This window comes from Pseudomonas sp. QTF5, assembly GCF_000512695.2.
GTDB lineage: Bacteria > Pseudomonadota > Gammaproteobacteria > Pseudomonadales > Pseudomonadaceae > Aquipseudomonas.
In genome coordinates this window covers 168,843-184,275 of record NZ_AZRW02000003.1, presented here as the reverse complement: position 1 = coordinate 184,275, position 15,433 = coordinate 168,843, and the positions used below count along the sequence as shown (strand labels likewise).

9 protein-coding genes are annotated in these 15,433 nt (G+C 60.0%); 2 read left to right on the top strand and 7 right to left on the bottom strand.

The features are described 5' to 3' along the window. Window positions 1-16: 16 nt before the first annotated feature. From IC37_RS03765 to bcsQ, 7 genes are read right to left on the bottom strand one after another with little or no spacing between them, the layout of a single operon-like run. Window positions 17-685, bottom strand: coding sequence for an alginate O-acetyltransferase AlgF (locus IC37_RS03765; RefSeq protein ID WP_030128906.1), 669 nt, complete (start codon window positions 683-685; stop codon window positions 17-19). Further along, window positions 682-1,350: an SGNH/GDSL hydrolase family protein gene (locus IC37_RS03760; RefSeq protein ID WP_030128905.1), complete on the bottom strand. Its 669-nt coding sequence runs from the start codon at window positions 1,348-1,350 to the stop codon at window positions 682-684. The genes IC37_RS03765 and IC37_RS03760 overlap by 4 nt, the downstream gene beginning before the upstream one ends. Before the next feature lie 17 nt (window positions 1,351-1,367). Continuing rightward, the gene (locus IC37_RS03755) at window positions 1,368-5,231 is read right to left on the bottom strand and encodes a cellulose biosynthesis protein BcsC (protein ID WP_030128904.1); all 3,864 of its coding nucleotides are present in this window, start codon (window positions 5,229-5,231) and stop codon (window positions 1,368-1,370) included. Then, window positions 5,207-6,436: a cellulose synthase complex periplasmic endoglucanase BcsZ gene (gene bcsZ, locus IC37_RS03750; RefSeq protein WP_081729285.1), complete on the bottom strand. Its 1,230-nt coding sequence runs from the start codon at window positions 6,434-6,436 to the stop codon at window positions 5,207-5,209. The genes IC37_RS03755 and bcsZ overlap by 25 nt, the downstream gene beginning before the upstream one ends. 7 nt (window positions 6,437-6,443) lie before the next feature. Continuing rightward, window positions 6,444-8,693, bottom strand: a complete 2,250-nt coding sequence (gene bcsB / locus IC37_RS03745; RefSeq protein WP_030128902.1) for a cellulose biosynthesis cyclic di-GMP-binding regulatory protein BcsB — start codon at window positions 8,691-8,693, stop codon at window positions 6,444-6,446. Between the two features lie 41 nt (window positions 8,694-8,734). Next, window positions 8,735-10,966, bottom strand: coding sequence for a UDP-forming cellulose synthase catalytic subunit (gene bcsA / locus IC37_RS03740; RefSeq protein WP_030128901.1), 2,232 nt, complete (start codon window positions 10,964-10,966; stop codon window positions 8,735-8,737). Next, window positions 10,963-12,132: a cellulose biosynthesis protein BcsQ gene (gene bcsQ, locus IC37_RS03735; protein WP_030128900.1), complete on the bottom strand. Its 1,170-nt coding sequence runs from the start codon at window positions 12,130-12,132 to the stop codon at window positions 10,963-10,965. Before bcsQ ends, bcsA begins: the two co-directional genes overlap by 4 nt. Before the next feature lie 795 nt (window positions 12,133-12,927). Between bcsQ and nspC the strand changes: the two genes are divergently transcribed. Next, entirely contained in the window at window positions 12,928-14,025 is a 1,098-nt protein-coding gene (gene nspC / locus IC37_RS03725) for a carboxynorspermidine decarboxylase (protein ID WP_030128898.1), read from the top strand. Window positions 14,026-14,052: 27 nt separating this feature from the next. Further along, the gene (locus IC37_RS03720; RefSeq protein ID WP_030128897.1) at window positions 14,053-15,288 is read left to right on the top strand and encodes a saccharopine dehydrogenase family protein; all 1,236 of its coding nucleotides are present in this window, start codon (window positions 14,053-14,055) and stop codon (window positions 15,286-15,288) included. Window positions 15,289-15,433: the final 145 nt, after the last annotated feature.

Here is a 15,433-nt window from a genome sequence, read left to right as displayed (position 1 = left end):
GGGTGACGCCATCCGATTAATGGGCCAGGACGTCAGTCGCGAGCAACAGGTACGGGCCATTTGCGCCAGGCAACAGCACGACGCTGTAGCGCTCGCCGGCCTTGAGTTGACCGAGATCAAGCGGTGCACCTACATCGGTTTGAGCGCAGACCAACTGAACCGAAAGGCTGACCGGGTTAATCGCGCGGCGTTGCACACTGGCGCTGGCCACATCCTTGAACAATTCAGCATTCACCCGCGCAGCGCGCAACCCGGCCCGGGGGCAAGCGGCATCGGCGTTGATAAACGCCAATGAGGCTCTCAAGCTATTGAAATCCTCAGGCTGCTCGCGGATGACGACAGGGCGCATGCCCTCAGCGCTGTCCGGCAATGCAATCACGGTCGCGAATTCCCCGGCCAGAACCTGGATGTCCAGCGGCTGGCTTTTGCCGCCGCGTTCCAGGGAGCCCCTGATCGGCTTGCTGGCAGGTACCGATAGATAGTCGGACACAGCATTGCGGCCTTCGAGCCGCAGATTTGCCCGAGAATTCTCGGCCAGTATTTGCAACGGTTGGTCGGCGGCATTGATGAAGCGCAGGAACGCCGAGTCCTGGTCCGGCCCCGTCGGGTACAGAGCAATGTCAGCGCCCTGGGCCTGCAGGCTCAACAACAAGGACAGGGCAGCGGCCAGCTTTGTTCGAGTCATTTTCCGGCTCCTTGGCTGGCGAGGCTGGCGGCGGGTAGTTTGGCCAATGCAGTGCCGATTGCGGTGCCCCAGGATTGATAGCCGGCAACGGTGAAGTGCTGCCCATCGGTGGTCATCCATTGCCCGGGTTTGGAGAACGCCAGCGAATCGATGTAGGTGCAAGGCGCAACGTTGGCGGCCAGAAACTGGGACATCAATTGGGTGCGGGCGTCATTTTTCTGGTACATGCCACCCGCTTTGCCCCAGGCTGGACCTACCCAGGCACAACGCGTGCCGGTGGCAGCGATAGCCTTGGCCAGGCCGGTGACGCTTTGCCAGGCCCAGGCTTTTGGAAACACCGGTTTGTCATAGGACGCCATGGTGTCACCGATGACCAATACCACGAGGTCAGGTTTGTCGGCCGCGATCAGGTCCTGGATCGGTGTGGTACTCGCCTCGCGGCCCTTGATCACTATTTTGTCGTTGCCTTTGCGCTCGGCACCGCAGTCGACCTTCTTGCTGATCAGCCAGTCGGACGCGCTGGCACCACAGGCGCCAATGGAGTGAACGAGCGCGCCTTGACGAGTCAGGTTGTCGTGCAGTGGCTCCAGCAAATGGTCCGCAAGGCTCATATGGCTTTCGCCAAGAACAAGCAGGGTGAGGCCGGCAAGGGCAGAAGTGGGCATCGAAAGCTCCAGAATGATCAGTTGGAATAAGGTGAGGTGTAGGGGCTGACCGGCAGGTTCATGGGGCCGCTGATGTCCTCGAAAAGGTAGCGCAACGACAAGGCGCCGCTGAGTTGCTGGTAGTCGCGGGCGTTGTCCAGGCCCAGGTTGGCGCCCAGCAGGATGTTCGAACCCAACCTGTATTCAGCCGCCGCGGCAACGCTGTAGCCGATCCCGGTTTTGTTTTGCCCTTCGTAGCGCAGGCCCGAGGCCGCTTGCATGGCTTTGTCGTTGGGGAAATAGTCGGCGCTGTCCTGCTCGAAATGCTGCACGCCGACCGAGCCCTTGACTTGATACGTCAAGCGCCCGGTGCGTTGTGCCCAGGTCACCGGAATGCCCAGGGCGAAGAACGTCTGCGGGCTGAAATAGCCGCCATGGCCGTAGGTGAAAAAGTCCTGATTGTTGGCGTAGCTCATGCCGGTCATGCTCAGGCCGACGGTCAATTTGCTATCCGTTTCATTTTGCAGGTACCAGTAGACGCCGCTGCCCAGTTCACTGCGGTTGTTGGACTGGACATGGTTGCCCAGCAGTTGGTGCCAGGAGGCGTAGCCATAGGCGCCGACTTCGTTGTCGTCATAGCTCAACTGAGCACGCCCGCCGTTGGCGCTCACGCCGCCCCAGGACTGCCCGCTGCGTTTGTCGGTGGTGCCGGCAAACGAGGTGACGCTGTCAGTCACCGGGCGCCGGGAAATGCTCACGCCGTAACGGACATTAGAGGTGTCGCTTACCGGGCGATCAATGCTGATGCCGCCAGTGGCGGTGGTGTATTTGAAGCCGAGCGGGGTGGTGCCGAGATCGGCTTTGAGCCCATCCGCGGGCCGTTGAATGGCGACGGAAAGGCCGACACCCTCGGCTTTTTGCGATCCGACGCCGTCGCTCCGCGCACCGCTACCGAAACGCTGAAGTGCCTCGCCGCTGGCACTGCCGGCGTTCAACGAGACCGGCGTCACGCGCAGGGCGACGCGGCTTTCATCTAGCGGGATATTGATTTCCAGCGGTGTTTCAATATCGGTCAGTTTGCTCAACCCCGACTCACTGTCGTTGCTGCGAATGCTCACGCCCTGGGTGACGTAGGCACTGCGCTCCTGAAGGATTTTATTCAGCGCCAGTTGCGCGGGGCTGATGTCCTCGCTCACCAGTGCTGCGCGCGGCAGCTGCGCCTCGAATGCATTGCTCGCCTGCTGCGGCCTTGGCGGGGCGTCGATGCCAAACGGGGTCTGAGACCTCACGCTGCCCGGCATCTCCTGAACCGGTGGCGGGATCGCTGCCAGCAAGGTGTCGCGACTGACCTCGCTACGTGGACCCGACACCCCGGCAAAAGGGTTGGGTGCCATCGTCGAACCGGCCAGTTGGTCGCCCTGGCTTCTGCGTTTCTCGCTCTGTTCAATGGCCACCGCTTTGCGCAGCAGATCGGTCGCCGTGCCGGTCTTGCCCATATTCTGATAGAGGCGGGCGGCCTCTGTCAGCGTTTGAGGGTTGCCGGATTCAGTCTTGAGCAGCTGTTGCAGTGCCTGTTCGGCAAAGGCAGTGTCATGTGCCAACACCGCCGCGTCGGCGGCACCCAACAGCAGTTGCGGATCGTTTGGCTGACGTTGTAACAGCGGTTTGTAGAGTTCGAGGGCTTTTGCCGTGTCGCCGTTGGCCGAGTACATCCGCGCCAGCGCCGCGACGGCAGCGCTGTCACCGGGACGTTGCGCCAGTGCGGGTGCCAGCGTGTCATAAGCGCTGGCCAGATTGCCTCGTTCACGCAGCTGGTCAGCCTGGCGGATGCGATAGAGATAGAGCAGGTCGTCGAAACGCTTGCGGGCCGGCGCGTTCAAGGGCCTGTTCTGAAGGTCGCGCAGAATCTCGTTGACCTGTGCGTCTTCTCCGGTTTTAAGCAGGACAGCGGCGTATTGCAGGATGAAGTCCGCCGAGGGCGCCGTGGTGTTTTGCAACTGGCCGCGCATGAGGGTCAGTGCACGGGTCGGCTCGCCGATGTCGACATAGGCTGAGGCCAGGCTCGCCGTGCGGTCCGGACTGTTGTTGGTCATCGGCTGAATACGGTCGAGCAAGGTCAGGGCTTCCTGGCGCTGTCCGCGCTTGCCCAAGTCGATCGCCTGGCTGAGTTGCAGGTTGAGGCTGACATCAGCGGCCAGCGCGTCCATGTCCGGGGTGCGTTGGTCGGGGCGCAAGCGTCCCAACGTTGTCTGGGCGGCTTTCCAGTCACCCATCTGAACCGACAGCAAGGCGCTGACGTAAAGCGCCTCGGCATTGTCGGGGTGGGCCTGGAGCATGGCGTTGATCAGGTCCCGAGCCTTTTGCGGTTCGCCCATCGCCAGGTTCAGGCGGGCCAGGGCGAAACGTGTCCAGACGTTGTCCGGTTCGTAGCGCAGCGCGTCTTGCAAGGCGTTGCGTGCAGCGGGCAGGTCGTTGCGTTGTTCGGCGAGGGCGGCCAGTTGCGTCGCGCGCAAGGCTTGCAGGCGTGCGGACTGGCCGATCTTTGCCTGTCCGCTGGCGGGCAGGCTGTTGATCAGTTGCAGGGCTTCATCGTTCTTGCCGCTCTTGAGCAGCACATTGACCAGCCCTTCCTGTGCTTGAGGGTCGTCGCGGCGCTGATTCAAAATCTGCCGATAGTTGCGCTGAGCATCATCGAACTGGCCCGCGCTGGCCTGAATATCCGCCAGGGCGAGGCGAGCGTCGACCCCGTTTGGATTGAGCCGCAGCGCCTGGTTGACCAAGACCTGTGCCTGGGCTGTCTGGCCTTTGGCCTGGGCGTCGCGGGCCTGCTGTAACGCAGACCAGTAGCGCACTTCGTTCAGCGCAACTTCCCAGTGGCTGCCGTCGCGTTGCCGCGTGGCCTGACCCAGAAGCTTTTCCGCTTCGGCCAGTCGGTGTTGCTGCTGGCGAACAACCCCAAGGCCTCCCAGCGCGTCAGCATCATCGGGCCGGGTTTTCAAGCGAGCTTGAAAAGCCTGTTCGGCGGTGGCCTGATCGCCTTCTTTGAGCGCCTTCAGGCCGCGCGCGACTTCGGCAGGCGGTTGCCATTCGTTGCTGGCCGTTGTTGCCACCTGTTGCTTGCCCTTGTTCATCTGCGCCCGGATTTCCGCGTCATCCGGATGCGTCTTGAGGTACGCCTCGAACAACGGCACTTGTGCCGGATTGGGTGGACCGATCCAGGTCAGCGCCAGGCGCCAGCTTTCGTCGGCATCACCGGCAATGTCGGTACGCTGGGTCAGCGCGGCCAGGGCGCGGATGCCCTCGGCACGGCTGTCTTCACGGCGGACCAGATGCTTGGCGTAAAACAGCGCGACGATCGAGTCGTTGGGCATCTCACGTTGCAGGCGCTGAAATCCGCTGCGTGCTTCAGCCCAGTCAGCCTGATTGAAGGCAAGGTTGTTGTAATACTCGCGGCCGATCGTACCTTGAGGTGGACGGCCATCGAACAGCGAGCGAAACACTGCAGTCGCCTTGTCACGCTCACCGGCATCGACGAGGCGCCGAGCCTCTTCCAGACGCTGCTGGTTCTGCGATTGGGCCACGCTGATGTCCTGCGCCAATTGCAGTGCCTGGCGGGGCACTGGCTGGAGCGCCTGCAGGCGGGCGAGGTATTGCTGCGCCTGTTGTGGCTTGCCCTGCTGCACACCGATCAGGCCCAGGCCATACAGCGCATCGATCTGCGTGGGGTCCAGCTGCAGGACTTTGAGCCAGACTTCCGTCGCGCGTTGAGGGTTTTTGTGCGACTGCCAGTACTGTCCCTGCCCGATGAGTAATGTCTGAGGCGTCGGGCTTTGCGCGTGGACAGCCGTGGCTGTCAACGCGCTCATCACGGCGATGGTTAGCGTGCGGTGATGCGCGTGCATGCGGTCTCCCAGGAGAGTTTCAGTGTTCCGTCTTCCCGGAATCGATAATGTTTATCTGCCCAGCCGAACGCGAACAGGCTGAGCATGAAGTTGTAGTAGCGAGGCGGGCCTGCACTGGCATCGGGTCTGGCCAGGGCCTCGCGCAAGTCTTGTTCGGCGCGCTGGCGCAGTACGAGGGCGACGTCGGATTGGCCCTTGGCATGAAAGTAAGGAATCAGTGCCGCGCTGAATCCGAAAGGGCTCTGACCCTGAACACTGCCTTGCAGAACCTGAACGGTTTCCGGCGGCCGACCGGTCGCGGCAGTGAGGCGGGCCATGCCATCGAGCTGTTTCAACAGGGGCGCCGCCAGCGGTTCCCTGACGTCGCTCATGCCCAGCCAGAGGTAGACGCGAACGGCGTCGTAACTCCCCGTCTCACCCTTGATCGGGTCCATGACGAAGCCCCCGGATCGGGTTGAAGTGCCCTGATAACCGACCCAGTCAGCCACGAAGCCGTGGGGGCTTGATTGGCTGATCATCGTCGCAGTGTTATGGGCAATGGCTGGCCAGGGGCCGGAAGGTGCCTCCTTGGCCAACCGCCGCAACACGGGAAGTGGCAGGTAACTGGGGTTCAGCCGCCAGAGAGGACCGGGCTGGATGAAACCCTCAGGCCCGGGCAGTAGCATGGGGCCCAGCCCGGGCAGATCAACGACCAGCTGCGCTTCGATGGTTGCCATGAGCCGCAGAGCGTCCTGGCGATAGTCCGGCCGATGCCACAGGCGTGCGGCTTCGAGCAGGGCGTAGGCGAACCACAGGTCGGCGTCGGAGGCGGAGTGGCTGTCTTGCAAGCGCCATTGACCATCCTCGCCTTGCCCCCATAACCAGCCCGGCAAGCGTGTGCCAATGGCGGATCCGGCGAGGTTTGCGGCGGTCCAGCGCCACACTTTGTCGAAGCGTTGCGGGTCATTGCCGATAAGGGCGAAGAGCATGCCGTAGGACTGACCTTCCGACGTACTGTGGTTGTTCTCCAGGCTGGACTCCAGCACTCGGCCATCGGGCTGGACGAAGCGCGATGCATAGGCGTGCCACAGCGGCCATGCCGGCTCCCCGCAAGGTTGGCGGGCCGCCATCGCGGGCGTCACCAGCGCCAGTGCCAGCAAAACGCTCAACCCGCGCAGGCACTGACGAAGTGACCTGTCCCGACAGTCCATGGCCGACGGCGGCATGCGCGGCTTACTGCCCAAGACGACGTTTGGCCCGCATGCGCAGGGACAGGTAGGCCAACGAGGTCAGCAACAGGACCCCGATCAGCGTGACCAGTGCGAGTGCCAATCCGTGTTGCGAGAGGTACCACTGTACAAAGCGCCACGGACCTAAACGTCCGACGTAGTAATCCTGTTCGGCGACCAGCGACTCAACGTGCTTGCCCTTGATCGCCACCAGACTGCCTTGCAGTGTGTGGGCGTTTGCGTCGCTGCTAAGCAAGGCATCAGTCACCTCGGCGAGACCACTGGGCCGCGCGCTGGCGATGAACACCACGCTGCGTCCGCTCTTGAGCGGTGATTCGAATCCGGTCAGATAAGAACTGCCGTCCTCAGCGGAGAACCTGAGGCTGTTACGCGCCTTGCGCAGATTGCTTTGCGTATCCGGGCTGACCCAGTTGCGTACGCGCAAGGGCAGGTCCGACAGCTCGACGTATTGCTCATCGCCTTCAGTCCTGGCCGGCAGCAGGCTCTGCCATTGCTTGAGCAGCGGTTGGTTATTGCCTGAGGCGAGAACCAGCAAATCCCGGTCACGTTGCTCGGCCAACTGGTCGGCATGGACCACTCTCAGGCCGGTGGCCGGGTAGCCGGTGGAATCGCCAAAGCGACCGAGCAGGGCCAGGTAGGCGCTGAGGTCGGCCGGGCCCGGGTCATTGGGCAGGATCACTGATGTTTCAGAAAGATCGGCCATGCGCGTGAACGGAAAACCACTGTCCTTGAACACACCGAGATTGGGCATGGCCATAAAGTGGTCGTAATGGCTGACATCCAGCGTTGAGTCCGGGTCAATCGCACCGCGCATGTTGTCGATGATGATGTCGCGGCAGTCGCCTTGCTTGATGTAGTCATACATAAAACGAAATTGCAGCCGCGATTGCAGGGCTACCGAGTTGAGCGGCAACAGCATGCGCGATGTGCGGGCCAGGCTGTCGTCGGTTTTGAGCATCGCCAGCAGGCTGTCGCTGTTGCCGAGCTTCTCGATGGAAGGCAACTCGATCGACTTGATGAACGTGTCGTTGAAGCTGACCAGCAACGAGGAGTTGGTAGCAACCGGTTGGGGCGTATAGCGGTACTTCAAATCCAGTTGCGCGCCGGGCTCACGCCAGTTGAACAGGTCCGGTGGCAAACGCAGGGCCACCGTCATTTGCCCAGGGTTGTAACCCGACACGTTGAGCTCGGCAGCTTTGGCCAGTTCACCCAGGCGTACCGGGCGATCAGAGGGCAACCAGTTGGGCGCATCATAGGGTTGGCGTGGCTTGATCGCGTCGATGCGATCAATCGCCACACTTTGCCCCGAAAAGGCCGAGCCGCCGAGTGCCAGCGCAGTGGCGGCGATTTTCAGATCGGCGCCATCACGCCCGGAAACGATCAGCAGCTTGCCTTGAGGGTCAGTCGGGTTACTCACCATCGTCAATCGCGGGCCGGTGACCTCTTTGATCTTGAGACCACTCAACGTCGCTGCTTCGCTGTTGCTGACAAACACCACGGCGTTGCCGGTGGTCGGCAGGTGGGTGAGATTGACCGGAAAAGTCGCGCCACGGTAGCTGGCCAGGGCGCCGAACCAGGAAGACAGAATACCGGCGGCCTCCAGCTCGGAGGTGTCAGGGCGTGAGATGAACACGAAGGGCAGCTTCAAGGGCAAGGCGTCTCGTGGATCGAACAAGGGCAGCGGCAACGCGGAAAGATCGTTGGGCTGTGGCACCGAGGACACCTGGAGGCTCAACTGGCTGGCGTTATCGATCCTGGCCCACAGACTGGAGTGCAACGGGTCTTCGCATTGCATCGTGTAGTGACCGATGAACTGCAGGCTGAGCCGGTTGAACTCGGTAATCATCTGCGGCGGGATCTGCACGGTCCGGGTCTGCAACCCGCCGGCGTCTTCCTTGGGCAGGGGCAGGCTGGCGGCCACTTGATCGTTAATCAATACGTTGATTTGCGAAAGGTCGGCCAGCAGTGCCGGTGAGTAGCTGTACTGAAGCGTGACCTGCGCTGCCGTCACGACTTCATCGGCACGCACATCGAAGTTCACACTGTCCGTTGCCTCCACACCTTTGAGGCTCATCGAATAGTTCTTTCCCAGTTCCTTGAGCGTGCGCGTGTAGCTGTTGGTCGGCGCATCGGTCAGCGGCGGCGGTGCGATCGTCGCCGTTGTGGCACTGGGTTGGGCGGCAACACTCAAGGCCACAGCACTCCCGCCCAATAGTGTGCAGGCGATAAACAGGAGTGAGCGGCGAGGCGTAGAGGTCTGGCGAGAGGAGCAGTTCAAGATCGGTGTATTTCCGCGATAGGGTCGATAGATGATGGCGTGTTCGAACGTTTGCGCAGCAGCGCCTGACCCTCTTTAAGGGTGGCCATGAACAAGCGGAGAATGGCGCGCAGGCCGATGTGGCTGACGTCCCTCAGAGCCGACATAGGGGCGTCGGGGCGACCGTTACCCCACGTGCTGGCCCAGGTATCGGCGCGTGAAAACGTGAGTCGCACCAGTTCACTCTGCAGACGCAGGGGCATGGCATCGAATTGCACGCCGGCCACATTGCCGTGGCTGAATATCGCCGTTGCAGGAAAGAGGCTGGAGGGCGGCGTGCGCAGAATGCTGAGTTGCAGCGTCTCCTGGGGGCAGAGTTGAATATCGCCTGGCAGGTTGAGACCTACACCGTTCTGCGAGAAATTCTGGGTGGTGCAATCGAACCACGTGCCATCTTGACGGTAGGCGCGCACGGGCAGATCGGCGGGGACCCTGGGTTCGACGCGTACCTGGGAGGACTCAGTGGCAACCGCGACCGCGGTGCTGACGATGATGATGTTGTAGAGGGTCCAGGCCAGGTTGATCAATAAGGTAGCGACCTCGGCCGAATCACTCCCGATCAGTTTCACCGAGCCGATCACCAGGCCGAGCATGTTCAACGTCAGCAACACGATGTAGGGGCGCGCGAGCTTCCAGTCGAAATAATCGTTTTTGATGGTGCCGCCCTTATCGGTCACGTTGAACGTGCCCAGTGACGGTTTGATCAGGGCGAGCAGCACGGGCCGCATGATGTACCAGGCCAAAACCGACTCATAGACTTCGTTCCAGAACGAATGACGAAATCGCCCCTGGATGCTGGAGTTGGTCAGGCTGGAATGGAAAATATGGGGCAGGACATAGACCATCACCATCAACGCCGAAGCGTGGAATATCTGCGCGTCGAAAATCAGGTAGGCCAAGGGCGCGGTCAAGAACACCAGGCGAGGCAGGCTGTAGAAAAAATGCATCATGGCGTTGAGGTAACAGATGCGCTGGCCCAGATTCAGGCCTTTGCCAAGCAGCGGGTTGTCGGTGCGAAAAATCTGCGCCATGCCCCGCGCCCAACGTACGCGCTGACGGATGTGGCGAGAAAGGTTTTCCGTGGCGAGGCCGGCTGCTTGTGGAATGGCAAGGTAGGCCGTATTGAAGCCCCGGCGATTGAGCTTGAGCGCGGTGTGCGCATCCTCTGTCACGGTTTCGGTGGCGATGCCGCCGACTTCCAGCAGATGAGTGCGCCGCATGACGGCGCAGGAGCCGCAGAAGAATGTTGCGTTCCAAAGGTCGTTGCCGTCCTGCACCAGGCCGTAGAACAACTCACCTTCGTTGGGGACCGAGCGAAACGTATCGAGGTTTTTTTCGAATGGGTCAGGTGAGTAGAAAAAATGCGGGGTTTGCAGCAACGCCAGGTTTGGATCCTTGAAAAACCAGCCCATGGTGACTTGCAAAAAGGAGCGGGTGGGGACGTGGTCTGCGTCAAATACGGCAATGAACTCGCCATCGGTCACTTTCAGCGCCTCATTGAGGTTGCCGGCCTTGGCATGCTGATTGTTGTCGCGGGTGATGTAGTTGACACCAATCTGTTCGCAGAAAATCCGGAACTCTTCCCGACGTCCGTCATCGAGTACATGCACACGCAACTTGGCTTCGGGCCAGTCGATGGCTTGGGAGGCGAGCACCACCAGTTTCACGATGCTCAATGATTCGTTGTAAGTGGGTATAAAGATGTCGACCGTTGGCCATTGATCGGGCGCCTGCTGCAAAATCTGTGGCTTGCGGTGCAGCGGCCAGGCCGTCTGGACATAGCCGAATACCAGGACGAGCAAGGCATACAGCTCGGCCAGGACCAACCCGTAGCCAAATACGGCATCCTGCCACCTGTCGAAATCCAGCGTGTCGGACAGGCGCCAGTACATATAACGTAACGATGCGATCAACGAGAGGGTGATCAGGGTCAGGATCGCCAGTCGCCCGGCTTGTTTGCGGACGATCAGGCTCACGGTGAAACACGCGGCGGCAAACGCTGCCTGGGAATACAGATCAAGCGGTGCGGTAAGGATGCCCAGCGCCAACAATGCCGCAATCAGCCCGGCGGTGATTTTCAGGGCTTGGCGACAGCGCTCGGGCCATCGGTTGAAGCGAGCCTGGAACGTATCCAGTAGCCCTTGCAACCGCCAGGTCTGTGGGGAGGGGGCATTGAGCTGGGCGGTCATGGCGCGAGGTGCTCGTCGGTAGCGTCCGGGAGAAGCAAGGCGCGAACCGCGCACGCGAGCGAACGGATGTCCTGACAGCCAATGGAATCCGGTGCGTGCTGCAGAGGATCCCGGCTGTAGGCCAGCGATTCGTTGAGTTGGTGATCGAGTCGTATCGTCCTGATCAGATCACTGCCGAGCCGGCGCTGGAACAGCAGACTCATGTCCCGGCTGAACGAACGCGAACCATCCTGTTGGTTAAGCACATACCTGTGACGTTGTGCACGTCTTCGAGTGGTTTCCAGCCACTGCGCCATGGTGTCCAGCGCCAGATAGGAGGCGGCGTCGGCAACGGTGATGACGAGCACCAGATCAGCGGCATCCAATGCCTGTTGCGAATAGACGTTTGCGCCTGAAGGGGTGTCCAGGATCACAGTGTCGTTTTCACCGAGATTCATCGACACCAGGCGCTGGTTCAGCCAGTCGGTATCGTCAAGCATCTGCTGCTTGAGCGGTCTGCGATCATTGATGTTGCCCGTGCCAAAGGGCAGGAGCTCGCTGTCGCCATAGCCAGGCTGACAATGGGCGTTCCAGTCGGCATCGGGCTGTTTCAGCTGGATCAGTCCAGGCCCCTGTTTAAGGGTGCCCAAGTGACTGGACAGGGCGTTCTGAGGGTCCAGATCAATCGCGATGGTTCGCCCGCCAAGGCGCCCGAGAGCCTTGGCCAGCCCGGCCGCGACAGTGCTTTTACCCACGCCGCCGTTGGCCGAAACGATAGCGATAACCTTTGCCTTGGTCTGCTTGCGCGGCGTTGGCAGACCGTCTCGACGAATCTGGTTCAGTTCGCGCAACAGTTCGCTCAATCGCTGGTGGTCACCCGTTACGGGAGCAGCCGCTGACTCGCTCGGCAAGGGGGCTGTTTTCGGTGAAGGCAGCGAGATGACAACGTTTTTTGCACGTTTCACCGGCGGGCCGATCAGTAATAAGGGGGGGGCGGGCTCGTCAAGTAGAAGCACGGCGGTAGTTGCTTGAGGCAGCGCTTCGCTTGAATCTTGCTCAGCGATCGATGTGACAGGTGGGGTCAGGTTATCTTTGAAATCTTTATAGTTGGGTTGTATTTCCTGGTAACTACCTGCGGCTTCGCCAAAACTTGCAAAAAGCCTAGTGACGTCATCTACATAGTTCATGCGTTATACCGAGAATTAAATAACTCAGGAATACAGAGTTTATTAACCTGACAAGGTCGGTTCTTTGTTGGATGATGGCAATGTGGCGCCATCATCTGGCGTCTGTGTCTGAGTGTCAATGGTTGTTATAAAAAGTCAGTGATGGTTGTTGGTGGCCCTTCTTTGAAGTGTTTGAGGCACGTTGGTCAACAAGGTTGAACGCCATAAGCCTCGGGCTAGAGGCTGCGCTGGCGGGCATGAGTTGAACGCTCGGGCGTTTTTTATGTCGGCGAATTGGCGAGTGCGCCATGTTAAAAGAGTTCTCCTGATGGCGTCATTGAAGTGTGTAATAACAGTCGGAAAGTGTTATGCAGTTTAAATGATTGGCGTGTATCTACTTATTAGGCAGGCTGTCAATGAAGTCAGGGTTGCTGCTGGTTTAAACAGTGGCGGGTCGGAAGGTCGATACTGTTTTGGTTATTTTTAATCGCGGTTCGATTTATAAGTTTTTTAACCAGGCTATGGATGAGGAACTGTTGCGAGAACCTGTTCACGATGCTTTCCGCCGACATCAACCTATTTAGCAAGTCAGGGGAGCTTTCATTTATCGTCTGTATCTGGTTGGCGCTGTCAATGCTGGTGCGTGTCATACAGAGGGTCGCGCGCTGCGTCTGATTCTCTACTGGAATAATCAAACACGCTCCCGGATCCAGTTCAGGACAACTCAGCGAATTGGGCTTTCTGCTCTTTCGATATGCAGTCAGTGAGGGCACAATGCGCATCCTTTTTTTGGCTAGCCTTGCCGGAGGCCTCGAAATGATCAAGACGCCGTACTACCTCATCGACAAACAAAAGCTGCTGGCGAACATGCAGAAGATCGCTTATGTGCGCGAACAGTCCGGGGCGAAGGCCCTGCTGGCACTCAAGTGCTTCGCCACCTGGTCGGTGTTCGACCTGATGCAGCAATACATGGACGGCACCACGTCGTCTTCGCTCTATGAGCTCAAGCTCGGTCGCCAGAAGTTCGCTGGCGAGACCCACGCCTACAGCGTGGCCTGGGCCGACGACGAGATCGAGGAGATGCTCGACAACTGCGACAAGATCATCTTCAACTCCATCGGTCAGTTGCAGCGCTACACTGAGGCTTCAGCAGGCAAGGTGCGCGGTCTGCGGGTCAATCCGCAGGTGAGCAGCTCGGATTACCTGCTAGCCGATCCGGCGCGGCCGTTCAGCCGTCTGGGCGAGTGGGATCCGGTGAAGATAGAGCAGGTCATCGAGCAGATCTCGGGCTTCATGTTCCACAACAACTGCGAGAACGCCGACTTCGGCCTGTTCGACCAGATGCTGTGCACCATCGAAGAGCGGTTCGGCCATCTGCTGCACAAGGTCGAGTGGGTCAGCCTGGGCGGCGGCATTCACTTCACCGGTGAAGGCTACGCGATCGACGCGTTCTGCGCGCGGCTCAAGGCCTTTTCGCAAAAATACAGCGTGCAGGTCTACCTGGAGCCGGGCGAAGCCGCCATCACCCAGAGCGCGTCGCTGGAAGTCACCGTGCTCGACACCCTCTACAACGGCAAGCACCTGGCCGTAGTGGACAGCTCCATCGAGGCGCACATGCTCGATCTGCTGATCTATCGCCTGAATGCCAAGCTGGCGCCCAGCGAAGGCGAACACACCTACATGGTGTGCGGCAAATCCTGCCTGGCCGGCGATATTTTCGGTGAGTATCAATTCGATCGTCCCTTGGCGATCGGCGATCGGCTGTCGTTCATCGACGCAGCGGGTTACACCATGGTCAAGAAGAACTGGTTCAACGGCCTGAAAATGCCGTCCATCGTAGTGAAACAACTCGACGGTAGTGTTGAGGTGGTTCGTGAGTTTGGTTACAACGACTACATGTCCAGCCTTTCGTAAGCTGGCAGAAAAGGAGAGAGAGAAAAATTGAAGAAGAACGTGCTTATCATTGGTGCAGGAGGTGTCGCCAAGGTGGTGGCCCACAAGTGCGCGCAGCACAACGATGAACTCGGTCGTATTGCTATCGCGTCGCGCAACATCTCCAAATGCCAGGCCATCATCGACAGCGTCAAGGCCAAGGGCAGCCTCAAGCAGCCCGCCGACATCAAGGCCTTCTCGCTGAATGCTCTGGACGTCGAGGCGACCAAGGCGCTGATCCGTGAAACCGGATCGCAGATCGTCATCAACGTTGGTTCCGCCTTCCTCAACATGTCGGTACTGCGTGCCTGTATCGATACCGGTGCGGCCTACCTGGACACCGCCATTCACGAAGAACCGGGCAAAGTCTGCGAGACGCCGCCCTGGTACGGCAACTACGAGTGGAAGCACCTCGAGGAGTGCAAAGAGAAGAACATCACCGCCATCCTCGGTGTGGGCTTCGACCCGGGTGTGGTCAACGCCTATGCAGCGCTGGCGCAGCAACAGTATTTCGACCGTATTGACTCGATCGACATCCTCGACGTCAATGCCGGTTCCCATGGCAAGTATTTCGCCACCAATTTCGACCCGGAAATCAACTTCCGCGAATTCACCGGACAAGTGTGGAGCTGGCAGAACAGTCAGTGGACCAGCAACACGATGTTCGAAGTCAAACGCACCGACGACCTGCCGGTCGTAGGGGCGCAGAATCTGTACCTGACCGGCCACGATGAAGTGCACTCCCTGTCGAAGAACCTCGGCGTGCCCAACGTGCGTTTCTGGATGAGCTTTGGCGAGCACTACATCAATGTGTTCACCGTACTCAAGAACCTTGGCCTGCTCTCCGAGCAACCGGTCAAAACCGCTGAAGGCCTGGAAGTCGTTCCGCTGAAAGTGGTCAAGGCCGTGCTCCCTGATCCGAGCTCGCTGGCACCTGGCTACACCGGCAAGACCTGCATCGGCGACCTGGTAAAAGGCACCAAGGATGGCCAGCCGCGCGAAGTGTTCATCTACAACGTGGCCGACCACGAGGAAGCCTACGCAGAAACCGACAGCCAGGGCATTTCCTATACCGCTGGCGTGCCACCGGTGGCGGCAGCCCTGCTGGTCGCGCGCGGCGAGTGGGATGTGCGGCGCATGGCCAACGTCGAGGAACTGCCGGCCGAGCCGTTCCTCAAGGCGCTGGATGTGATGGGCCTGCCGACCCGCATCAAGGATGAGAATGGAGACCGTCCCTGGAGCTGAAACGCCTGAGGCGCGCAAAATACAGGTGAATCTTGTATTGCGCTCCAAACGCAAAAACGCCGCTCTTTGAGCGGCGTTTTGGTTTGTGCCGAGCAGGCTGTGAGGCAATAACCTCACGGCCTGACGTTAAATCAGAATACTGGCC